This window comes from Terribium retamae (assembly GCF_022347545.1).
Lineage (GTDB): Bacteria > Pseudomonadota > Alphaproteobacteria > Rhizobiales > Rhizobiaceae > Mesorhizobium > Mesorhizobium retamae.
Genome location: NZ_JAKREW010000016.1, coordinates 23,486 through 45,845 on the forward strand (window position 1 = coordinate 23,486; position 22,360 = coordinate 45,845).

The window sequence follows — 22,360 nt, forward strand, 5'->3', positions numbered from 1 at the left end:
TCAACTTGCTTTTGCGAGACCCTTGAACAGGAATGTCCGCCCCGACCGGTAGTCATAGTCTGGATTTTCCCAGGCGATCATCTTGCCGGGATTGAGCAATCCCTGCGGATCGGCTTCACGCTTGAAGGCGAGTTGGACGGAGTCCGTTTGCTTCATGCCGCCCTCCTCCAGCGTATAGCGGTGCGGATTGAAGATCGGACAGCCGTTCTCCTCGAACAGCCTCACGATCTCGTCCAGCCGTTCCTCTGTGGTGAAGCGCACCAGATTGAGGCCGAAGCAGGTGATGTTGCCATCGAGGCGCACGAACTCGAGATGCGAAAACACCTCGCCGGGGAACATCGCGTCGATCTTTTCGACCAGCGCCAGGTGATCGGGAAACGGATAAAGCGACTGCAGATAGGTGATCGATGGATCGATGCGTAGCGCTCGCAGCGTCGTATGGTTCCACGCCAGTTCGAAGGCCGGCGGCAGGCCTCTCTTCTCCTCGTCGCTCAATGCCGCCGCGTTGAAGATCACCTCGCCTCCCTCGCGGCGCGTGAAGGCAAGAAATGCATCCAGCGAATGCGGAGCGACCATCACCGCGCAGATGCTTTGTCCGTCGCGCAGGAACTTCTGATGCCGCTTGAAATAAAGCTGCGGCACCGGGGCCGCGATCGGCGTGATCAGCTTGGTCAGCAGCCCGTCTTGACACGCCAAGGCATTGCCGTAGCGGGCAGCACCCATGAAACTGTCGAAACCGACCAGCACGTCCACCCAGTCATAGGCAGCGGTCAGCGGCATCTCGACTTCGGTGATGATGCCGTTGGTTCCGTAGGCATGGGTGACCTTGTGCAGATCCTCGCCTGTCAATTCCAGTACCCTCGGCTCGGCCTCCATGGTCACCACGCGCAGCCGGATGATGTTGCCGAAGTCGCGCAGGCCGCCGAAATTGATCGAGCCGACACCGCCCGAGCCGCCGGCGATGAAACCGCCGATGGAAGCGGTGTTGTAGGTCGAAGGGTGCAGCCGCAATTCCTGCGCTGAATGCGCGCGCGTCGCGCGGTCGATATCGGCCAGGATAGCGCCGGGCTGACACACCACGCGGCCGGGGGAAATCGCGAGGATTTCATTCATGTCGGCCAAGCTGAGCACCACGCCACCGGAAAGCGGCATCGCCTGCCCGTAATTGCCGGTGCCCGTCCCGCGCGGCGTCACCGGCACCCCATGCGCGAAACAGGCTGCGAGTGTGTGCACCACTTCTGCTTCGGATTTCGGCGATACGACGAGGTCGCCAGTAACGTGCTCGAGCTGACGCTTGAGCACTGGGCTATACCAGTAGAAGTCGCGGCTCTTCTGCTGGACGATCTTTTCATTGTCTTCGATCTTCAGCCCTTCGAGATCTCGTTTCAGCGCCGCAATGTCCATCATGCCCCCATCAATTCGTCGAGCTCGGCATAGTCCGGCAGGCTTGTATCGATCGGCTTGCCGCCACGGATGACAATGCGATCGGCTTCCGGGCGCGACAACAGTTCGGTCCAGTTTCGCCCTCTGAAAACGACAAGGTCGGCCGGACCGCCGGACCGCAACACACCCATGTCGTCTAGCCGCATCACCTCCGCAGGTGTCTGCGTGACCGCACGCGGCCAATCACCGACCGGATGGTCGAGATGCAGGATGCGGGTGGCCATACGGTACACCTCGAGCATATCGAGATCACCATAGGCGTAGAATGGATCACGTGTGTTGTCCGAGGCCACCGCTACGGGAATACCGCGCGCCTTCAATTCATGCAGCAGGGTCACGCCGCGCCAGCGCGGCGTGGTCCGGTCGTGCCGGCGATCCTGCAGGTAGAGATTGCACATGGGCAGCGATACGACAGCAATCTTCGCGCGTGCCACCTTGTCCAGCGTATCGAGCACGTAGCCCTCGGGCTGCCGCGCAAGCGAGCAACAGTGGCCGACAAGGATCTTGCCCTCGAAACGGTGACGCAACGCCGCTTCCGCGATCTTTTTCAGCGAGATCGCTTCGATAACGTCGGTCTCGTCGGCGTGGAAATCCAGGTCGAGGTCATGCTCGATGGCGAGCGCAAACATCCGATCGAGCAAAGCGTCCAGATCGGGAACCATATAGGTGACGGCGCCTAGAATACCTCTCGCAACGGCTACCCGTCGCGCCAATTCCGCAAACCAGGCGTGGTCACGGGTTTCTTCGATGCCGACGAGGCAGGATGCCTGCAGGTCGATACGCCCTCGCCATTTTTCCCGCATGTCCTCGAACACCGGCCAGGAGATGGCGTCTTGGGGCGCCGCACTGTCGAGATGTGTGCGGATTGCCCTGGTTCCATGCGCGAAAGCGGTGCGCAATGCGAAATCCATACGTCGGGAAACGTCCTCGGCGTTCCAATGCGCCCTCCTGTCGGCGTGCGCTGCCTGCAATGCGCCCGCAAAGGACCCGTCCGGATTGGGATTGCGCGGCCAGATGTGGCCTTTGTCGAGATGGGTGTGGCAGTCGACGAAACAGGGCAGGATGACGCGCCCATTGAGGTCGATGACCTCCGTCGCATCCGATTTTCCCAGATAGTGCGGAGCAATGGAAATGATGCGACCGTCATCAATGGCGACATCGGCCTTCACAAAGCCGTCTGCATCGGCAACAGCGTCGACCCCGACGATACAAGAGCCATGAAGTCGAGCGTTTTTAAGTGTATAGATTCCAAACGACGGGATCGGCAGCGTATTCAATGCACCTCCGCGTCCGCCACGGTCCGGTCACTCGACGTGAACGGAACGCAGCCTCGGCAATTGTGTGAAGCGTCCGCCATCATGCCTCCTGCTTCAACGCGCTCTCGTGCCAGCGGCGCAAAATGAGATGCGAGAGCAAGGACAGCGCGAGGAAGATGACGATGCCGGTCAGAGAAATCAGGATCAGCGCTGCGAACAGCCTTGGCGCATTCAGACGATAACCTGCCTCGATAATGCGCGAAGCGAGCCCCGAAGCCTGGCCGGACGTACCGGCGACGAATTCGGCCACCACCGCCCCGATCAGTGACAGGCCGCCGGCGATCTTCAGACCGCCGAGGAAGTACGGCATGGCAGCCGGCAGGCGCAAGTGCCAAAGTTCCTGCCAGCGTGTCGCGCCATTCAGCCGAAACAGATCACGCAGATTGCGGTCAACCGAATTCAGACCCAGCGTCGTGTTCGAGAGGATCGGAAAGAAGGCAACGATCCAGGCGCACAACAAAAGCTTGGCAGTCTGGTTGTCGACGTAAATGTTGATCAGTGGGAAGATCGCCACGATCGGCGTCACCTGCAGGATGACGGCGAAGGGAAAGAACGACATTTCCACCCATTTCGACTGGGCAAACAGCACTGCCAGACCTACGCCGCCGAGAATGGCGAGCGCGAGACTGAGAAATGTGATCTTGAGGGTGACCAGCAGCGAAGAAAACAGCAGCGGCGCGTCATCCTGAAGGGTCTGCACTACCACGCCCGGTCTCGGCAGAATGTATTTCGGAATGTCGTTCCACACGCAGATGCGGTCCCAGAACCAGACCGCCAGTACCATGATGGCAAGCGGCAGCGCCCATGAGCCGACTTTCTCCAGCCGCTGCTGGCGAACGCGGCGCGCCTCCTCCGGATCGAGCACGACTGTCCGGCTCTCGACGGCGGTCATGATCGCGCCTCCACCTTGACATCCATGGCCGCGCTTAATTCGTCAGACGCCCGCCGGCACAATTCCGCATAGGCCGTAGAGGTACGAAACGCCTCGTCGCGCGGGTAAGGCGCATCGACCGTCATGTTCCGGTACACGCGCCCGGGCTTGGCCGCCATCACCACGATGCGATTGGACAGGAAGACACTCTCGAACACGCTGTGGGTGACGAAGACGGCGGTGAATCGCTCCTGCTGCCACAACTCCAGCAGGTCATTGTTGAGCTTGAAGCGCGTGATCTCGTCCAATGCCGCAAACGGCTCGTCCATCAGCAGCACACGTGGCTTGGTCACCATGGCGCGCGCGATGGAAACACGCATCTTCATGCCGCCGGAAAGTTCCCTCGGCACGGCATCGGCGAAATTTTCCAGATGCACGCGCGCCAGCATCTCCATCACCGCCGGCGTGGCTTTGAGGCGCGATACGCCGCGCAGGCGCAGCGGCAGCCAGACATTGTCGAACACACTCGCCCAAGGCAGCAAGGTCGGCTCCTGGAAGACAAAGCCGACGCTGTCGTCACCTTGCGCCTTGCGCCACTCCAGATGACCGGAGGTCGGCGTGGAAAGCCTGGCAATCAGCCTGAGTGCTGTCGACTTGCCACATCCCGAAGGGCCGAGCAGGCTGACGAAATCGCCCTCATGGACGGAGAGATCGACATTGTCCAAGGCCGTCACGCCATTGGAGAACACCTTGCCCACGCCCTTGAAGGAAAGCAGCGGCGCGGCGCCGCGCTGCCCGCTATCATTCTTGTCGGCCACCTTCTGCAACATCAATGCCTTTCCGCAGATAAGCGTCCGTCTCCCCTCCTCCCTTTGCGGGAGAAGGATGGCCCTGCGCCTGCCACGCGATTTGTCGCGACACTGCTCACTTCTTCAGGTCGAGGCCGATGCCCTTGTTCACGAATTGCAGCGTGTAACCCTTCTTGATGTCGATGCCGGCCGGCAGCACCTTGGCCTTGACCATCTTGTCGTAGAAACTCTGCATACGTTCATCCGTCATGGCGCCAATGCCGAGCTTTTCAGTGTCGCCCGAATCAACGATGCCGTACTTCTTCATCATCTCGATGGAGAAGGCGATCTGTTCGTCGGTGATGTCGGGATTATCTTTCTTGATCGCTTCGTTGGCGGCCTTGTTGTCGCCGTAGAGATAGTTGTACCAGCCCTTGGCCGAACCATCGACGAAACACTGAACCACCTCAGGCCGCGTGTCGATCGTGGTCTGCATGGCCTCGATCGTGGTGGCATAGGTGTTGAATCCATAATCGGCGAGCAGGAACAGATTGGGCTGGAAGCCGCCCTCCTTGGCCACGGCATGCGGCTCGGAGGTGACATAACCCTGCTGGATCGACTTCTTGTTGGCGATGAAAGCAGCCGGGTTGAAGGTGTAGGGCACGCGCTTGGCCGCATCGAAACCGAACTCGGACACCATCCACAAGAAGAAGCTTTGCGCTCCCTCGTCACCGATGATGTACTGATCAGCCTTGGGCAGGTCTTCCCACTTGTCCAAGCCTTCGCCGGGATGCGCCATGATGACTTGCGGCTCTTTCTGGAAAGTGGCGGCGACGACGCGCAGCGGAATGCCCTGATTCACCGCATCGAAAGCCTGCAGCATGTTGCCGCCCATGTAGAAATCGATCTTGCCGGCCATCAGCAGCGGACGTCCGCTGCCCTGCGGACCGCCCTGCTGGATGGTGACGTCTAGTCCACATGCGGCATAGGAGCCGTCAGCAACGGCCTGATAGTAACCGCCATGTTCGGCCTGGGCGAGCCAATTGGTCGCGAACGTCACCTTTTCGTTTGCCGTCGCAGCGGACATCCAGCCGCCGAGCAGCGCCACAGCCGCCACGGTGGCCTTGGCCAAAATCCTTGTCATCAATTCCTCTCCCCTTCGTTCACCCGGAGCACAGCATCACCATCGACAAAGCAAAGGCCATGCCACAACGCCCGCCGCGCAATTCCGGAAGAACGTCGTGATGGGTATTCCCTGCCCTGCAGCTTCGTTCGTCATCGTGCCCACTTTCCGGGCAGCTGTCCATGAGTAGTTCACGATCAAACTAATGTTGTCACCACGCAGGCAACGCTTGAATCGCAACCTCATGCGGGCCTAGTTTCGCAGCCTCGAATGGAGACTGCCATGTTCCGATATCTGATGCCGAAATCGATCAAGCCGCCCTTCGCCCGCTACAGCCACGGCGTCGAAGTCCCCGCCGGCAAGCGGCTCATCCTGTGCGCGGGTCAGGTGGCGATCACCGCCAACGACGACATTCCCGAAGGCGTCGAGGAACAGACCGAGCTCTGCTTCAAGAACATCGCCGCCGTCCTGGCCGAAGCCGGCCTCGGCCTGAAGGATGTCGTGCGCATCAACGCCTATGTCACCGATCGCGCCTATCTCAAGCCATACATGGCCGTGCGCGACCGCACCTTCGCAGACCCGGCGCCAGCATCCACGCTGATGATCGTTGGTGGTTTTGCGCGGCCCGAATTCAAGGTCGAGGTGGAAGTGATCGCGGCGGGATGACAAAGCTGTCTTTCCCAAGAAGAGAAGCAAAGTTGCCTGTGATGCGGAGCCTGATGTGACGATGAAAAGACGCGTGTGGTGGGGCGATTTCCGCACCACCGAGTATGCTTCGATGGATCCCGAAACAACGATCGCGGTGTTGCCGGTGGCAGCGATCGAGCAACATGGCCCGCATCTGCCGGTGTCGACCGACACCAGCATCATGAACGGCATGCTGGAGACGGTGATCGGGCGACTGCCCGCCGATCTCGACATCCGCATTCTGCCGGTCCAGGCCGTCGGCAAATCCAACGAACATGTGCATGCACCGGGAACGCTCACCTTGCCTCCGGCGACGCTGGTCGACGCTTGGACGGAACTGGGTCTCTCTATAGCGCGTGCCGGAGTGAAGAAACTTGTTGTCGTCAACTCGCATGGCGGCAATGAGGAAATCATGGGTATCGTCACGCGGGAACTGCGCGTGCGCGAAAAAATGCTTGCCGTGAAGACGAGCTGGCAACGCTTCGGTCGCCCGGCCGGCATGTATACGGAACTCGAAGATCGCCATGGCATCCATGGCGGCGATGTCGAGACCTCGCTGATGCTGCATTTCCGGCCAGACCTGGTCGACATGGACAAGGCCGAGAACTTCGTTTCCAACGTTGCTAAGGCTGAGAAGGCGTTCTCGCTGCTGCGCCAGACCGGTACTCACGCCTATGCCTGGATCGCGCGCGACCTGAACCCGAATGGCGTGGTGGGCGACGCTTCGATTGCCACCGCGGAGAAAGGGCGACTGACGGCCGAGCACCAGGCTGATGGGTTCATCACCCTGTTGAAAGACGTGCGCGCAGCGAAGTTGAGCGATTGGGTGCTGTAGGCTGCCTTCTTCGCGGCCCGCACGCCTTTGGAAAAATTGCCAAAATCTATGCAGGCGAGCTTCGAAGGACACACCAAAAATGCTACCCTCCGATCTCCAATTCGAACGGCAAGCCCTCATAGGCCTCGGCGCCGCGACCGATCGAGGCGATCGCAGCCACCATGCGGCCCTCGCGGCCGAGGATGTGATCGGCAACCGCGACAAGGCGTGGATTGGGCGTGGCCGAAGGCGACAGCCAGCGCAATGTCTTGGCCAGTTCCATCTCGTCGCGCTTGGGAGCAAGAGCAGCCGCGATGATGTAGGCCGAAGCTGTCGAGCGGCTGATGCCGGCATAACAATTCACCACCAGCGGGCGTGAGCGGTCCCAGTTCTGTGCGAAGCCAAGCAAGGCGCGCACATGCTCCTCGCCGGGCAGCGTCATGCCTTCCTGCGCCTCGGCTATGTCATGCATGACCAGATGCAGATGATTTTCCGGCCGGATCACGACTGGACGTACCATGTCGGTGCCTGCCGCAAGCAAAGACAACAGTCGCTCGGCGCCAGCCCGGGTGACGGTGGCTTCGACCTTCGAGAGCGGGCAGACGATGATCATGCGCGGATCCTATTTTGGAAACCATCGTCCTTTGCAGCCCAGCCGGCAAGCGCGGTGTCCAGCCGTTGCCACTCGTCTTCCGAGCCCGGCACGCCGGAACGCAGCGTATGCGGACGTTCCGCGAAATGGCGCAGCAGAATGCCTTGTTGGCCGAGAGCCTTGAAAAGCCCCGACGCGCCGTTGAAATCGAGATAGCGGAACAGCGAGGTACCGCCTGCGACTGGCACGCCATGGCGCGCAAACAAGGCATCGAGCCGCGCGGCATCCTCACTCAACTGCCGCCGCATCTGCTCCTGCCACACGACGTCGCCAAGCGCGCGAATGCCATATTCCAGTGTCGGCCCAGCTACCGCCCAGGGACCAAGTTGCCTCTCAAGACGGGCAGCCGTCATCTCGTCCGCCAGTGTAAATCCGAGCCGCACACCGGCTAGCCCGAAGAACTTACCGAAGGAGCGCAGGACCACCAACCCGCCTCGCCCCACATCGGCAGCGAGACTTGCCTCGCGCGGCCCAACATCCATGAAGGCCTCGTCGACCACCAGAAGACCGCCTTTTGCTCTCATGGCATCGGCAAGCTTGAGTAGCTGCACGCGGGAAACGACACGTCCGTCCGGGTTATTGGGATTGACGAGGATGGCGAGGTCCGCGTCGCTCAACGCATCGAAGTCCGCGGTTTCAGAAACGACGTGGCCGGCGATGGCGGCGGCCCGAGCATGCTCGGCATAGGTCGGCGACAGCACCAGTGCGCGGCCCGCCTGCACCAGCGAGGCGACGCGCGGCAACAGGATCTGTGTGCCTGGGCCGGCAACGACGTTTGCAGCCGACGGCCCGCCATAAGCCGCCGCCGCAACTGCCAGCAACTCGGAAAGTCGTGCCGCCTCCGGTAGCCGACTGAAGGCGGTGGCGGGCAGATCGAAAAGCGGATAGGAGTGCGGATTGATCCCGGTCGAGAGATCGACGAACGGCTCCGGTGCGTCAGGAAACAGCGCCCGCGCCCGGCCGAGGCTTCCGCCGTGATCAACTGCTGCAATCGCCTCGCCTGGAAGCCCCATGTCCGCCCTGACCGCCTTTCTGTCGCTGCTGATCGAAGCTCGGCTCGGCTACCCGGACCGGCTGTTTCGCGCCATCGGCCATCCGGTGACGTGGATCGGCGCCGTGATATCCTGTCTCGACCGCGGGCTCAACCGCGCTGCCGACAGCGACGCGGCGCATCGCATGGCCGGCCTGTTTGCGCTGGTAGTCATTGTTCTTGTGCCGGCGACAATCGCCCGGCTCACCGAGTCAGTCCTGCTTTCTCTGCCGCTCGGCATTGTTGCCGTCGCGTTGTTGGGTAGTGCTCTTCTGTCACAGAAGAGCCTTGCCTGCCATGTCGAGGCGGTGGCTGACGCCCTCGACAGCGGCGGTCTCGCCGCCGGGCGAAAGGCCGTCTCGATGATCGTCGGCCGCGACCCCGAAAAACTCGACGAAGCCGCCGTCGGTCGCGCCGCCATCGAGAGCCTGGCCGAGAATTTTTCCGATGGCATTGTTGCTCCTGCCCTGTGGCTCGGCGTTGGCGGTCTGGCAGGCGGCGTCGCCTACAAGGCCGCCAACACCGCCGATTCCATGATCGGCCACCGGACTGAGCGCCACGAAGCTTTCGGCTGGGCGGCAGCGCGCTTCGATGATCTCATCAACTTGCCCGCTTCACGTATGACCGGCCTGCTGATCGTCGCCGCTGCGTTTTTCATCAAGGGTGCTGACCCGGCCGAAGCCTGGCGCGCCATGCGGCGCGATGCGCGCCATCACCGCTCCCCCAATGCCGGCTGGCCGGAGGCTGCTATGGCCGGCGCCCTGGGGCTGGCGCTTGCCGGCCCGCGTTCCTATGGCGGTGTCTTGGTCGAGGGCCGCTATATGGGAGAAGGCGGCCGCACCGCCGTCACCAGTGCCGATATCCGCCAGGCGCTCAGGCTCTACTGGACTGCTGATATGCTGCTCATCGCGCTGTTTGGCGTGATCGCGCTGTTGATTTGGTAGGCCTTAAAATTCGATCCCCTGCTGCGCTTTTACGCCGGCGGAAAAATGATGCTTGGTCGCTCCCATTTCGGTGACGAGATCGGCGGCTTCGGTAAGAGCCGGCTTGGCGTTGCGGCCGGTGACGACGACATGCAGATCCTCGCGCCGGCCCTTCAGTGCGGCCACGACACGATCGAGATCCAGATAGTCGTAGCGCAGCGCGATGTTGAGTTCGTCCAGCACCAGCAGGCTGATGGACGGGTCTGCCATTAATTCTTCCACCCTCACCCAGGCAGCTTCGGCGGCGGCGATGTCGCGCTTCAGATCCTGCGTTTCCCAGGTGAAGCCTTCGCCCATCGAATACCAGACCAGTTGATCGCCGAATGCCTTGAAAGCGTCCTTTTCGCCGGTATGCCACTTGCCCTTGATGAACTGCACGACGCCGACGCGTCGGCCGTAGCCGAGCATGCGCAGCGCCAACCCGAAGGCGGCCGTGGTCTTGCCCTTGCCCGGACCGGTGTTGACGATGAGCAGGCCTTTCTCGATCGTCTTTTGCGCCACCTCGGCGTCCTGCACCGCCTTGCGCTTGGCCATCTTGGCGCGGTGGCGCTCGGCTTCGCTATCGTCGATATCAGCCATGTCATTTCACCTTGAGGGGCAGGCCGGCAACCGTCAGCACCACGTCGTCGGCGACTGCTGCGACCTGCTGATTGAGGCGCCCCGCAGCGTCACGGAAGCGGCGCGCCAGCGCATTGTCCGGCACGATGCCAAGGCCGACCTCGTTGGACACCACGAACCACGGACCGCGCGGTTTCGACAGTGCAGCCGTCAGCCTGGCGCATTCTGCCTCGACATCGTGCTCGGCCAACATGTGATTGGTAAGCCAAAGCGTAAGGCAGTCGAGCAATACCGGGCGCCCAGCAGGCAAGCGCACGAGCAATTCGACCAGGTCTAGTGGTGCGTCCGCCGTTTCCCAGCCTTCGCCGCGACGAGCCCGATGATGCGCGATGCGTTCGCGCATTTCATCATCATAAGCCTGTGCGGTCGCGATATAGATCCATGGCGCCGGCAGCGCCGTGACAAGCTTTTCGGCATGCGCGCTCTTGCCTGAGCGCGCACCGCCGATGATGAAGGTCAGACGATCAGGCAAAGCTGTCGCGAAGGCTCGACGACTGCCCGGTGAAACGACCGCGCACGACGCCGACGACCGCACCCAGCACGACCCAGAACACCAGGTTGGTCAGCGTTACCGCCACAACGAACTGATGATGCAGGCCTTCCGGAATCGGCGTCTCGTAGCTTGCCGGCTGTGGCGCACCAACGATGTGCGGCGCAACGATCAGCACGATTGCGAGCACCGTGAGCGGCAATGACCGTCGAAAGGCGATCAGAGCAAGGCCGACAGCGGTGGCAACGACCGTGGAAATCCACCAGACCTGCCTGGGAATCAGGTCGGCCGCAGGCATCGCCGGCAGTTCCGGCGGCAGTCCGAGACCCGGCGCCAATGTGAAGACAGCGAAACCGGCTAGACCCCAGAACACACCTTGGCGCCAATTGCCGATACCGCCAGCGAACTCCGAGAAGGCGACCAGGATCAGCGCAAAACCAATTCCGGTCACGACATTGGACAGCACATTGAAGGTAAAGCGCTCCACGCCGTCGGCGGGTGCCCAACCTTCCTCTTCTTCCGCAGGCGCAGCCGAACTCGTCGCATTGGTACCGGCATCGGCAGCAGGCGCAGCCGCGTGCTCGTGGCCGCCGGCAGCCTGTTCATAGACTTCCGCCTTCAGGATCAGCGGAACGGTTGCGTAGGCCTGCAGACAAGCGAGGACGATGCCGGCGAACAGCCCCGCGATCGCCGCGACGAACACGACGTTGCGAAAAATAGACATGTCGGGGACCCCCTGGTTAGTGGCAGGGGAACGCCATCGAGTGGCGTGCGTCGTGAGCGGCGTTGTGCACGGCTTCGATATGCGAGAAGCCGGTGAAGCCGATGACGAAGATGCCCAGCAGGCCAGCGAACGCCAGTTGCAGGAGCCGCGACTGCGAGGAAGCCGAGGTGCCGAGCGAGACGGAAGCGGTATTCATGGTCTGTCCTTTCACCCTCCACCCGAGGGCATTACCATCATTGCTGTCGCCGGCAGGTCTCCTGGCTTGCGGATCAGCGCCCTTCCCCACCTTCCCGAGGCGAACCTCAGTGGCATTGGAGAGGACTACCGCTCACAGTTGCGGGGGCAGCCACGGCTTTGGATGGATATTCCCCTCACCGTATTCCCTCTTGGTCCCGAAGGGACCGACGACAGCAGGACTATAGAAAGAATCGCGACGTCCAGCAAACCAAATTCCGCCATCGACGGATGTGTAAGCGTCATCCGACGGGGCACTACATCGATTTCGGCAGATATCGCCAAGTGACGACGGCACAGACGGCAGCAAGACAGCCAAGCGTGGCGAAAACCGACCCAAGTCCTAAAAAGGTCAGCACCACCGAATAGACCAATGGCGGCGTCAGTTCCGAAAAATCGAGATAGGTGCGGTAGACAGCAGCCATCTGCGGCCGCTCATAGGCACGCACCGAACGCATGAAAGCGGTGGAGCCGATGGCATCGAGTGCGATGGTGAACAGGGCTCCGACCAAAAGCAGGCCAGCGGTGGCAAGGGGTATAAGCTCTCCAATGGCGCCGGCGAGCCAGAGCGAAACCGCCATTCCGACAAAGGCGAGCGTCATCACGTTGCGCGCGCCATAACGTTTGCCCGCCCTGCCCCAGTAAATCGCCGCGAACAGAAGAGCATTGCCAGCCGAAACCAGAAGGCCACCGGCGAGTTCACCCTGGCCGGTGATGACCATGAACAGCGGACCGTAGACGAAGAAGGTCGTCCAGTAGCAGGACCGGCCGAACGCGATGAGCCAGGCCAGCCGCAATCTCGGCTGGCGGACAAAGCGGCCGATATTGGCGAAAGGATTGATGGGACGGCTTTTGCCCGGCACGATCATCGGATTGTCGCCCAAGCGGTAGTACCAGAAGAGCGCAAGCAGCAAGAGCGCGAAGACGGCCACCGCTCCATGCGCAGCGTAGATGCCGTAGCGCGTGTATAGGAAGATGCCGAGCGTGGGCCCGCTGGTCCAGGCGATCATCGACCACGCCATGCGCAGGGATTCGGCCTGCAGGAGATCCGTTTTGCGGACGTGGTCCATGATGTAGAGGTTGAGCGTGATCGACAGCGCGCTTGCGCCCATCACCCGGCATAGCATGCCGATAATCTGGCCCGGTAGCGAATGGGTGACGAAAAACAACGAACCGATGGCAAGCAACAGCGCTCCCGCGGTATAAACCCATCTGCGCGCGAAACGATGGATGAGCATCGGCATGAACAGCGTGACGGAGAGGCCAAGCAACGACACGATCGTATAGAGGATCGAGACTGCCTGCTCGTTCTTCAGGATTTCATAGGCCTGGATCGGGATGACGGAAGCGACCGTGGCTCGCGCGCAGGATTCAATGGCATAAAGCGAGGCAAAGGTGCGCGCGTCCGCCGGCGGAACAACCGGTAGCCAGATCGGATGGCGGACATGCGTGGACATGAATTCCCAAACTTACGACTCGCGAGGGAAATTTGCGTCGCCGATGCCTCGACCGGTAGCAGGAAACCGACGCACTCGCGCCGGAATGCGAAGCCGGCCAAAGGGTTTTGACAGGTGGTACAACAGCATGTGCTTTTGAGAGGCGATGGACGATACCCGCCGACACTCTCGCTCCGCCCGCATCCATGCTAGGCATGGAGCAATCGCAATTTCGAATCCCGCCGCATGAGCCTTGAACAGCAGACTTCCTCCTCCCGACGCATCACACTGATCGATGTCCTGCGCGGCATCGCGCTGTTGGCGATGGCCAGCTATCACTTCACGTGGGACCTCGAATTTTTCGGCTATGCGAGCGCCGGATTGACTGCGCATGGCCCCTGGAAGATCTATGCGCGCTGCATAGCGTCGAGCTTCCTCTTCCTCGTCGGCGTTTCGCTCGTGCTGGCACATGGCGAGCACATACGCTGGCCTGGCTTCTGGAAGCGCTTCGCTATGGTCGCGGTAGCGGCTGCCGCGATCTCGCTGGTGACCTATGTCGCCACACCCGGAAGCTTCATCTTCTTCGGCATCCTGCATCAGATCGCGCTGGCCAGTGTGCTCGGCCTTCTCTTCCTGCGTTTGCCTGCGCCGGTGACACTCGTAGTCGCAGCGCTGGTGATCGCCGCCCCCTTCTATCTGCGCTCGCCCATTTTCGATCATCCTGCGCTGTTATGGGTCGGCCTCTCGTCGGTCGATCCGCGTTCGAATGATTATGTGCCTCTGTTTCCTTGGTTCGGCGCAGTGCTGATCGGCATCGGCATTGCCAAATTCGCCAAATCAGCTGGCTTGTTCGAGCGACTGGCAAACGTCTCGCTCGGTCAAACGCTGGAGCGGCCTCTCACCTTCATCGGCCGTCATAGCCTGGCTTTCTACCTCATCCACCAGCCGGTACTGATCGCCTGCGTCTGGCTGTTCGCGCAGCTGTGGCCGGCCCCCGCGCAAGATCCGAAGCTTGGCTTCATCAATGCCTGCCAGGCATCGTGCCAGGACAGCCGCGACGCCGCCTTCTGTGTGCGCTATTGTGGTTGTATGCTCACAGCGGTCGAAAAGGACGGACTGCTGACAGGCATCATGAAAGGCGACCAGCCGGCTTCGGACAGGACGCGTATCGGCGATCTCGCCAGCACCTGCACGGTTCAGACCGAGGACGCCATGAGCTTGGGGGAAGCCCAATGACCGATGCTGCACGCCTGCCGTTTCCGCTGCCGCCCATCATCTTCCTGATTGCACTGATCATAGGGGTCGGCTTGGGTATCCTCTACCCCATGCCCTGGTTCGGCGATGTCCTGGGCGATATCCTGTTCGGCTTTGGCTGGCTGGCTGCATTGGGCGCGGTCGCGTTGTGGTTTGCCGCCATCCGCATGATGTTCAAAGCCAGGACGCCTCTGAACCCGGTTGCTACCCCCACGCATCTGTTGACAGGCGGCCCCTTCGGCATCAGCCGAAACCCGATCTATCTGTCGCTGGCGACCCTGGTCATCGGCATCGGACTGATAACCGGTAACGTCTGGCTCATACCGCTAGCCTTCATTGCGGGATTGGTGACCACCAAGCTGGTGATCCAGCGAGAGGAAAAGGCGCTCGCCGGCAAATTCGGCAAGAAATATCACGACTACGCCAAACGTGTGCGACGCTGGATCTGAGATAACCCGCTCTCAGCCAAGCACTACAAGGCAGTCGCGGACTGGCGTTCTCAACCTGCGCGCTCGATGCGGATCACTTGTGCTTTGTCGGTCAAGTGACCATCCTTGGTGATGGCTTCGACCGCCTTGCGAACTGCCGCTTCGGTGGTTTCATGCGTAACCAGGATAACGGTCTTCTTGTCGACGGCTTCCGGACCTACGGCGTGCTGCACGATCGATTCCAATGAAATGTCGTTGTCTGCCATGCGCTTGGCCACCGACGCGAACACGCCGACACGGTCATGCACAGTGAGACGGATGAAATAACCGCCGGCATGGCTGCGCATTTGCGCCTTCTTGTAGGGCTTCAGCTCCTTGGCCGGGCGGCCGAACACCGGACCGTGCTGGAAACCGGGGCGGCTCTTGGCGATGTCGGCGATGTCGCCGACGACAGCCGAGGCCGTGGCATTGCCACCGGCACCGGGTCCGGACAGCAGCAGTTCACCCAAAATGTCGGTCTCAATCGCCACTGCATTGGTGACGCCGTGGACCTGCGCGATCACCGAGGCGGTCGGTACCATTGTCGGATGCACACGCTGTTCGATGCCGCTCTCGGTCCGCTGAGCGACACCGAGCAGTTTGATGCGATAGCCGAGTTCAGCGGCGGCGCGAATATCGGCCTGGGTAATGTTGGAGATGCCTTCCAGATAGATGTCGTCGGCAGCGATCCTGTGACCAAAGGCCAGGCTGGTCAGAATGGCGAGCTTGTGCGCGGTATCATTGCCTTCGATGTCGAAGGTCGGGTCTGCTTCCGCATAACCAAGCCGCTGCGCATCTTTCAGGCAAGCCTCGAAGGACAGGCCCTCGGCTTCCATGCGGGTCAGGATATAATTGCAGGTGCCGTTCAGGATGCCGAAGACGCGATTGACCGAATTGCCGGCCATCGCCTCGCGCATCGTCTTGATGACGGGAATACCGCCGGCCACCGCCGCCTCGTAGTTAAGCAGGACACCCTTCTTCTCGGCGATCTCCGCCAGCGCCACGCCATGCTTGGCGAGCAGTGCCTTGTTGGCAGTCACGACATGGCGGCCGGCCTCGAGCGCGGCCTTCACACTTTCACGTGCCGCACCCTCATCGCCACCGATCAGCTCGATGAAGACGTCGATCTCGTTCGAACGAGCCAGGTCGACCGGGTTTTCGAACCAGGAGACACTGGAAAGATCGATGCCGCGGTCCTTGTCGCGGCTGCGTGCCGAAACGGCGGTCACCGTGATGGTGCGGCCGCACTGACGGGTGAGTTCGGCTGCCTTTTCGGTAAGCACACGCACGACCGAGGCTCCGACAGTGCCGAGGCCGGCAATTCCAACACGCAAGGATTCAGCCATGATGGACGGCTCTCTTTCTCGGTCGTTCGGGATGATTGGTGGCGGCGGTTCAGCGATGTGCCGCCAGCGGCACCACATTGTTGGGTTGCTTGGCGGTGGTGGCCAGGAACTTCTTTATGTTGCGGGCCGCCTGCCGGATGCGGTGCTCGTTCTCGACCAGCGCCAGACGCACATAGTCGTCGCCATGCTCGCCGAAGCCGATGCCGGGCGCCACCGCCACGTCGGCATGCTCGATCAAAAGCTTGGAGAACTCGAGCGAGCCAAGATGCTTGAACGGCTCGGGGATCGGTGCCCAGGCAAACATCGTCGCCGCCGGCGCCGGAATGTCCCAGCCGGCGCGGCTGAAGGCATCGACCATCACGTCGCGGCGCTTGTGATAGATATCGCGCACTTCCTCTATATCGGAACCATCACCGTTGAGCGCTGCGGTGGCAGCAACCTGGATCGGCGTGAAAGCGCCATAGTCGAGATACGACTTCACGCGCGTCAGCGCCGCGATCAGCCGCTCGTTGCCGACGGCAAAGCCCATGCGCCAGCCAGGCATGGAAAAGGTCTTCGACATCGAGGTGAACTCGACAGTGACATCGATCGCGCCCGGCACCTGCAGCACCGAGGGCGGCGGATTGCCATCGAAATAGATCTCCGAATAAGCAAGATCCGATAGAATGATGATGTCGTTCTTCTTCGCGAAGGCCACGACGTCCTTATAGAAGTCGAGCGTCGCGACATAAGCCGTGGGATTCGACGGATAATTGAGGATCAATGCCAGCGGCTTCGGGATGGAGTGGCGCACGCCACGCTCCAGCGCTGGAATGAAGCCGTCATTCGGCTCGGCCTGCAGCGAGCGGATGACACCGCCCGACATGATGAAGCCGAAGGCATGGATCGGGTAGGTCGGATCCGGGCAAAGAACCACATCGCCAGGCGCCGTGATGGCCTGCGCCATGTTGGCAAAGCCCTCCTTCGAGCCCAGCGTCGCCACCACCTGAGTGTCGGGGTTGAGCTTCACACCGAAACGGCGGGCATAATAGTTGGCCTGGGCGCGGCGCAGGCCGGGAATGCCGCGCGACGACGAGTAGCGATGGGTACGCGGATCGCGCACCACTTCGCACAGCTTATCGACGATGGCCTTGGGAGTCGGGAGATCTGGATTGCCCATGCCGAGATCGATGATGTCGGCGCCACGAGACCGCGCGCTGGCCTTCAGGCGATTGACCTGTTCGAAGACGTAGGGAGGAAGACGGCGGACTTTGTGAAACTCTTCCATGTTCGTTCCGATCAAGGGGGCGCGGTGGCGCGCCTATAGCCTTATTTGCAATTCGGGTCGAGGGCGGGGTCGCACTTGGCCCCGATCTGCTTCAACGCATTCTTGGCATGACTGGCCTTAAGCTTTTCCACTTCGGCGGCGTCGGTCGCGGCCGCCGGATCGCCCGGATGTGATTGTGCGTTCGCCCTGGCCGCGGCAAGCTGGGCAAGCTTGGCATTCTTCTCGTCTTCGGTGAATTGCGTCGCCGCGTTCTGCGGCTTGATGTTGAGATTAGGGAAGGATCCGGTGTCCTTCGGGCCGGTCATCGTGCCGCCCGACTCCACGGTGGTGGTATTTCTGCTGCTCGAACCCGCGCACCCCGTTATGGCGACGGCCGAGGTCAGTATGGCCGCGAACACGAAACGCCCGCAGACTGCAAGCACGAGCTGACCAACACGATCCGTCATAATATTACCCGCAATGGCCAGTTGAAGCTCACTTTCCCGTAATGGGCAGCAAAAGCATATTGGCTCCTATTCGACCTTGCATGATACTATGTCAAGAAATCGCTAGGGAGGAACCGCGCAAACCATGGCCGACAGACCTGATGCAGGCAAGACGGACACTCAAGAACCGCCCTCCGTCGAGCAGTATCTGGTAAAAGATCCCGAGCGCTTCGCGCTCAACATGGCGCGCATGGTCGAACAGGCCGGCAAGGCCGCTTCTGCCTGGGTGGAACCGCGCGAGCGCGGCGAGGTGCGCGACAGCGTCGCCGAACCCGTGGCCGACATGGTCAAGACCTTCTCCAAGCTCACAGAATACTGGCTGGCCGACCCTAAGCGCGCGCTTGAAGCGCAAACCCGACTGTTCGCGGGTTATATGAATGTGTGGGCAAACGCCATCCACCGCCTCGGCGGCGTCGAAGATGAGGCGGCAGGCGTCAAGCCTGAACGTGGCGACAAGCGCTTCCAGGATCCGGAATGGGGTAAGAACGCTTTCTTCGACTTCCTGAAACAGGCCTATCTGGTCACCTCGCGCTGGGCAGCCGACTTGGTGGAGCATGCCGATGGATTGGACGAACATACGCGCCACAAGGCCGGCTTCTACGTAAAGCAGGTTTCGAACGCGATCTCGCCGTCCAACTTCATCCTCACCAACCCGGAGTTGTTTCGCGAGACGGTTTCCTCGCATGGCGAGAACCTTGTACGCGGCATGAAGATGTTTGCCGAAGACATCGCCGCCGGCAAAGGCGACCTGAGGTTGCGTCAGGCGGATTATTCGAAGTTCGAGATCGGCCGCAACATTGCCGTCACCCCTGGCAAGGTGGTGGGTCGGTCCGATGTCGCCGAGATCATCCAGTACAGCCCGACAACCGAAACGGTGCTGAAACGGCCGCTGTTGATCTGCCCGCCCTGGATCAACAAATTTTACATCCTCGATCTAAACCCCGAGAAATCCTTCATCCGCTGGGCGGTGGAACAGGGCCATACGGTTTTCGTCATTTCCTGGATCAACCCGGACGAACGACACGGCACCAAGAACTGGGAGGCCTATATCCGCGAGGGCCTGCAATATGGCCTCGACATCGTCGAAAAGGCGACCGGCGAGCGGGAAGTGAACACCATCGGTTACTGCGTCGGGGGCACGCTGCTGGCAGCAGCCCTCGCATTGCTCGCCCAGGAAGGTGACGACCGCGTCAGATCGGTCACCTTCTTCACCACTCAGGTCGATTTCACCTATGCCGGCGACCTCAAGGTCTTCGTCGACGAGGAACAGATCGCCGCACTTGAAATTGCCATGCGCGGCAAAGGTTTCCTCGAGGGGACCAAGATGGCAACCGCCTTCAACATGCTGCGCTCGGGCGACCTGATCTGGCCGTATGTTGTCAATAACTATATGCGCGGCAAGGAGCCGATGCCTTTCGACCTGCTCTACTGGAACGCCGATTCCACCCGCATGGCGGCAGCGAACCACTCTTTCTATCTGCGCAATTGCTATCTGGAGAACAATCTTTCGCGCGGTCGGATGGAGCTTGCCGGGCGCAACGTCTCCCTCTCCGACATCACAATTCCAGTCTACAATCTCGCCTCAAAGGAAGACCATATCGCACCGGCGCGTTCGGTGTTCGTCGGTTGCCAGTATTTCGGCGGCGACGTCGAATATGTGATGGCCGGTTCCGGCCATATCGCCGGCGTCGTCAATCCGCCGTCGCTCGGCAAGTACCAACATTGGACCGGCGGCAAGCCGGTCGGGCGATTCGAGGACTGGCTCGCCGCCGCCACCGAGAACCCGGGCTCCTGGTGGCCACACTGGCAGCGTTGGATCGAGGCGAAGGACGACAAGCGCGTGCCGGCCCGGATTCCGGGGAAGACCATGGAAACCCTGGGCGACGCCCCTGGCGACTACGTGAAGGTACGAGTGTAACAATCTGTAATATGCGGTGAGTTGACCTGCTCGCCAAAGCGGGCGAAATGGTCACGTCAATCATCTATTTGACGCAAATCACGCAGGCTCGCACGATTTCAGAAGGAAGCTTGCGGATTTGTCACAGGTCTCGTTTCCGATTGCGGAAACTCGATCATTCGGCGGCGCTCCTGCGCCTGAGATGACGGTTCGGATCGGTTAGCGAGGGGGAATTTGGATTTGAGGGCAAACAGCTCGCGCTTCGCGAATGGAGAACGCCGCGCCGTCGTGGTGGCGTTGTGTTCTTTGCTGCTGGCGTCCTGCACCTCCACCGGAGCACCGGACTTCGGCGTCGCCAACCCGAATTACGCCCCCACACAGGCCGGAGCAGCCGCAGCCACCACGCCAGGTACGTCCGGCGTGACCACCGCAGGTCCGGCCCTTGCCGCTACGGCCACGACTCCGCAAGCGCTGATGACGACCGAAGGCGATACCGCCCTGCCCGAGCAGATCGCTTATCTGCCGACCGCAAAGCCCGGCACGCCGGCCTTCCCGCTGACGGCGCCCACGGATGCGCAGACCATCGCCGGCAACACGCCGCAGCAGCTTGTCGCGCCCGAACAGACGCAGCAGCAAACAGCCACGGCGGCCCAACAGGTCGCGGCCGGTACCACTACCGTACTGCCGCAACAAGGAACGAACAGCCAGCGGGCAGCGGAGCCGGCGGCAGCGACGCAGACGGCCAGCGCGGCAACGCCCGAAATGAACCATCCGGTCTATGTCACCGCAGGCGAGATGCCTGCAGCACCGTCCAAACCGGAAAAGAAAGGCTTCCTCGCCTCGCTGTTCGGCGCCTCGCCTGCCAAAGCAGCGCCGACTGCCGAAAAGCCGAAACCGATCGTGCCCACAGAGCAAGCCGAAGCCAAGCAGGCGATCATTCCCGAAGACAAGCCGGCCAAGCCGATCATCACTCTGGCCTCCGCCCAGTCTGGCCAAAAGCAGGCCATGCTCGCCTCTGCGGACAGTTCGGCCGCATTCAGCAATCTGCCTGGCGTGCGCAAGACCGCACTGTTCGAGATCACCCGCCGTTCCGGCACCTATGATGACAGCGACGTCGACCTGAACGAGGACGATGAAGGCGGCGCCTATCAAGTGGCCTCCGCCGCTGGTCTGGCGCGCCTGGCGCCCAACGGGCTGCTGAAACAGACCGAAAGCGTGGACGTCGCTTGTCTGAAGCCATCCCTGGTACGCGTCCTTAAGCAGATCGAAGGTCACTACGGTAAGAAGATGATCGTGACCTCAGGCTATCGCGATCAGGCTCGCAACGTGCGTGCGCGCGGCGCCAAGAACTCGCTGCATATGTATTGCGCCGCCGCAGACATTCAGGTTCCGGGTGTCAGCAAGTGGGATTTGGCCACTTATGTGCGTTCGCTTCCCGGACGTGGCGGCGTCGGCACCTATTGCCACACCGAATCCGTGCATGTCGATGTCGGCCCCGAGCGCGACTGGAACTGGCGCTGCCGCCGCCGCGGCTAAGAAGTCTCTGATCGCGATTGTTTAGAAAAAGCCTTTCAGGAACGCCGCGGCGCTCTCGGAAATGCCGACGATCTTGTTCGTCGCTTGCCGATAAAGCTTGAAATTGAGCTCGGTACCGGGCCTGCCGTCCTGCCAGTCCGTCAGGTGCCTGAGCTCGTTTCGGCCGAGCGGCCGCCGGGCAAGTGCTGTACGCCTAACCTGGATGCTGACACGTGGCGTCTGCCGTTCGATGTCGGACTGCCGTGCGATCGCCGCAGCTGAAAGCACGATGCCGCGCGCGACAAGACCATTGCCACCCTCGTTTTCGCTAGCGAACAGGAAGATCGTGTCACCCGCGGCAATATTTTTGCCGTCATACATGGTTTTCTGCGCGGTAAACGTGAACGTTTCCGCCATCGGATCGGCAATCTCGGCCTTGATCGCGAACGCCATGTTTTCTCTCTTCGGCTGCAGAGAATAACACGCGTGCAAGGAATCGCTCAGGCCACGTTGTCAGGAGAATCATTGCCATTGCCCAGACTCCGATGTCTGGCAGACAGCGATAATGCGGCACCGATCATGCCGGCAACCGCGCAATGCTGAACCAGATATCCCAAACCGAACTACGGACTCCAAGGAATCCGGCGCAATTGGGCCTTCTCTGAGGAGGGTGGAAAAAAATGCAGAAAACCCGATTTAGACGGGTTGCCCACCGCGATTAACGCCACTATAAGCCGCCTTGGCTGCGCCCATCGTCTAGCGGTCAGGACACCGCCCTTTCACGGCGGTAACAGGGGTTCGATTCCCCTTGGGCGTACCAGTTCTCCAATCAGATTCTAATATCGTAGCTGCCGGATACGACTGGCGGGCGTTTCAACGGTTATGCCCGCTTCCGAGCAGTTACGATCGTGCCGACAAAC

At 61.2% G+C, this 22,360-nt stretch carries 23 protein-coding genes, 1 tRNA gene and 1 riboswitch; of the genes, 8 read left to right on the forward strand and 16 right to left on the reverse strand.

The features are described 5' to 3' along the window. The 5 genes from L4923_RS16590 to L4923_RS16610 all read right to left on the reverse strand — a co-directional run bounded on the left by L4923_RS16590 (nucleotide 1) and on the right by L4923_RS16610 (nucleotide 5,505). Nucleotides 1-1,404, reverse strand: a complete 1,404-nt coding sequence (locus L4923_RS16590; protein WP_239367137.1) for an FAD-binding oxidoreductase — start codon at nucleotides 1,402-1,404, stop codon at nucleotides 1-3. After that, the gene (locus tag L4923_RS16595) at nucleotides 1,404-2,720 is read right to left on the reverse strand and encodes a cytosine deaminase (protein WP_239367038.1); all 1,317 of its coding nucleotides are present in this window, start codon (nucleotides 2,718-2,720) and stop codon (nucleotides 1,404-1,406) included. The genes L4923_RS16590 and L4923_RS16595 overlap by 1 nt, the downstream gene beginning before the upstream one ends. Before the next feature lie 79 nt (nucleotides 2,721-2,799). Further along, entirely contained in the window at nucleotides 2,800-3,651 is an 852-nt protein-coding gene (locus L4923_RS16600) for an ABC transporter permease (RefSeq protein ID WP_239367041.1), read from the reverse strand. Next, a complete protein-coding gene (locus L4923_RS16605; RefSeq protein WP_239367043.1) occupies nucleotides 3,648-4,460 on the reverse strand; it encodes an ABC transporter ATP-binding protein in 813 nt (270 codons plus the stop codon). The genes L4923_RS16600 and L4923_RS16605 overlap by 4 nt, the downstream gene beginning before the upstream one ends. 94 nt (nucleotides 4,461-4,554) lie before the next feature. After that, entirely contained in the window at nucleotides 4,555-5,505 is a 951-nt protein-coding gene (locus L4923_RS16610) for an ABC transporter substrate-binding protein (RefSeq protein WP_239367139.1), read from the reverse strand. Nucleotides 5,506-5,823: 318 nt separating this feature from the next. Between L4923_RS16610 and L4923_RS16615 the strand changes: the two genes are divergently transcribed. Continuing rightward, nucleotides 5,824-6,207 carry a RidA family protein gene (locus L4923_RS16615; RefSeq protein WP_239367045.1) on the forward strand — a complete coding sequence of 128 codons (384 nt, stop codon included), beginning with the start codon at nucleotides 5,824-5,826 and terminating at the stop codon, nucleotides 6,205-6,207. A gap of 61 nt (nucleotides 6,208-6,268) precedes the next feature. After that, nucleotides 6,269-7,063: a creatininase family protein gene (locus tag L4923_RS16620; RefSeq protein ID WP_239367142.1), complete on the forward strand. Its 795-nt coding sequence runs from the start codon at nucleotides 6,269-6,271 to the stop codon at nucleotides 7,061-7,063. 82 nt (nucleotides 7,064-7,145) lie between these two features. On the opposite strand, the gene L4923_RS16625 is transcribed toward L4923_RS16620, so the two are convergent. Then, nucleotides 7,146-7,655: a tyrosine phosphatase family protein gene (locus tag L4923_RS16625; RefSeq protein ID WP_239367047.1), complete on the reverse strand. Its 510-nt coding sequence runs from the start codon at nucleotides 7,653-7,655 to the stop codon at nucleotides 7,146-7,148. Then, nucleotides 7,652-8,707: a threonine-phosphate decarboxylase CobD gene (gene cobD, locus L4923_RS16630; protein WP_239367049.1), complete on the reverse strand. Its 1,056-nt coding sequence runs from the start codon at nucleotides 8,705-8,707 to the stop codon at nucleotides 7,652-7,654. Before cobD ends, L4923_RS16625 begins: the two co-directional genes overlap by 4 nt. Here cobD and cbiB point away from each other — a divergent pair. Continuing rightward, a complete protein-coding gene (gene cbiB / locus L4923_RS16635; protein ID WP_239367051.1) occupies nucleotides 8,706-9,668 on the forward strand; it encodes an adenosylcobinamide-phosphate synthase CbiB in 963 nt (320 codons plus the stop codon). The genes cobD and cbiB overlap by 2 nt on opposite strands. A 3-nt stretch (nucleotides 9,669-9,671) precedes the next feature. Here cbiB and cobO read toward each other — a convergent pair whose 3' ends face one another. From cobO to L4923_RS16660, 5 genes are all read right to left on the reverse strand, one after another. Continuing rightward, nucleotides 9,672-10,286 (reverse strand): cob(I)yrinic acid a,c-diamide adenosyltransferase, encoded by a 615-nt coding sequence (gene cobO, locus L4923_RS16640; protein ID WP_239367053.1) that lies wholly within the window; start codon nucleotides 10,284-10,286, stop codon nucleotides 9,672-9,674. 1 nt (nucleotide 10,287) lies between these two features. Beyond that, the gene (cobU, locus tag L4923_RS16645) at nucleotides 10,288-10,797 is read right to left on the reverse strand and encodes a bifunctional adenosylcobinamide kinase/adenosylcobinamide-phosphate guanylyltransferase (RefSeq protein ID WP_239367055.1); all 510 of its coding nucleotides are present in this window, start codon (nucleotides 10,795-10,797) and stop codon (nucleotides 10,288-10,290) included. Continuing rightward, a complete protein-coding gene (locus L4923_RS16650; protein ID WP_239367057.1) occupies nucleotides 10,790-11,539 on the reverse strand; it encodes a CbtA family protein in 750 nt (249 codons plus the stop codon). Before L4923_RS16650 ends, cobU begins: the two co-directional genes overlap by 8 nt. A 16-nt stretch (nucleotides 11,540-11,555) precedes the next feature. Beyond that, entirely contained in the window at nucleotides 11,556-11,735 is a 180-nt protein-coding gene (locus L4923_RS16655) for a CbtB domain-containing protein (RefSeq protein WP_239367060.1), read from the reverse strand. A 34-nt stretch (nucleotides 11,736-11,769) separates the two neighbouring features. Beyond that, nucleotides 11,770-11,960, reverse strand: a riboswitch (cobalamin riboswitch). A 70-nt stretch (nucleotides 11,961-12,030) separates the two neighbouring features. Next, entirely contained in the window at nucleotides 12,031-13,230 is a 1,200-nt protein-coding gene (locus L4923_RS16660) for an MFS transporter (protein WP_239367063.1), read from the reverse strand. 225 nt (nucleotides 13,231-13,455) lie between these two features. Here L4923_RS16660 and L4923_RS16665 point away from each other — a divergent pair, with 225 nt between their 5' ends. Both L4923_RS16665 and L4923_RS16670 read left to right on the forward strand, forming a co-directional pair. Further along, nucleotides 13,456-14,445, forward strand: a complete 990-nt coding sequence (locus L4923_RS16665) for an acetyltransferase domain-containing protein (protein WP_239367066.1) — start codon at nucleotides 13,456-13,458, stop codon at nucleotides 14,443-14,445. Beyond that, nucleotides 14,442-14,912, forward strand: a complete 471-nt coding sequence (locus L4923_RS16670) for a methyltransferase family protein (protein ID WP_239367069.1) — start codon at nucleotides 14,442-14,444, stop codon at nucleotides 14,910-14,912. The genes L4923_RS16665 and L4923_RS16670 overlap by 4 nt, the downstream gene beginning before the upstream one ends. A 50-nt stretch (nucleotides 14,913-14,962) precedes the next feature. Here the strand turns inward: L4923_RS16670 and L4923_RS16675 are convergent, their stop codons facing one another. From L4923_RS16675 to L4923_RS16685, 3 genes are read right to left on the reverse strand one after another with little or no spacing between them, the layout of a single operon-like run. Further along, the gene (locus L4923_RS16675) at nucleotides 14,963-16,276 is read right to left on the reverse strand and encodes a homoserine dehydrogenase (protein WP_239367072.1); all 1,314 of its coding nucleotides are present in this window, start codon (nucleotides 16,274-16,276) and stop codon (nucleotides 14,963-14,965) included. A gap of 49 nt (nucleotides 16,277-16,325) precedes the next feature. Beyond that, nucleotides 16,326-17,543 carry an LL-diaminopimelate aminotransferase gene (locus L4923_RS16680; RefSeq protein WP_239367075.1) on the reverse strand — a complete coding sequence of 406 codons (1,218 nt, stop codon included), beginning with the start codon at nucleotides 17,541-17,543 and terminating at the stop codon, nucleotides 16,326-16,328. 41 nt (nucleotides 17,544-17,584) lie between these two features. Continuing rightward, nucleotides 17,585-17,989, reverse strand: coding sequence for a hypothetical protein (locus L4923_RS16685; protein WP_239367078.1), 405 nt, complete (start codon nucleotides 17,987-17,989; stop codon nucleotides 17,585-17,587). 124 nt (nucleotides 17,990-18,113) lie between these two features. On the opposite strand from L4923_RS16685, the gene phaC reads away from it, so the two are divergent. Beyond that, nucleotides 18,114-19,946 (forward strand): class I poly(R)-hydroxyalkanoic acid synthase, encoded by a 1,833-nt coding sequence (gene phaC, locus L4923_RS16690; protein ID WP_239367081.1) that lies wholly within the window; start codon nucleotides 18,114-18,116, stop codon nucleotides 19,944-19,946. Nucleotides 19,947-20,159: 213 nt separating this feature from the next. Further along, nucleotides 20,160-21,461: a YcbK family protein gene (locus tag L4923_RS16695; RefSeq protein ID WP_425530962.1), complete on the forward strand. Its 1,302-nt coding sequence runs from the start codon at nucleotides 20,160-20,162 to the stop codon at nucleotides 21,459-21,461. Between the two features lie 21 nt (nucleotides 21,462-21,482). On the opposite strand, the gene L4923_RS16700 is transcribed toward L4923_RS16695, so the two are convergent. After that, nucleotides 21,483-21,893, reverse strand: coding sequence for a hypothetical protein (locus L4923_RS16700; protein ID WP_239367085.1), 411 nt, complete (start codon nucleotides 21,891-21,893; stop codon nucleotides 21,483-21,485). 292 nt (nucleotides 21,894-22,185) lie between these two features. On the opposite strand from L4923_RS16700, the gene L4923_RS16705 reads away from it, so the two are divergent. Beyond that, a tRNA-Glu gene (locus tag L4923_RS16705) sits at nucleotides 22,186-22,260 on the forward strand. Nucleotides 22,261-22,360: the final 100 nt, after the last annotated feature.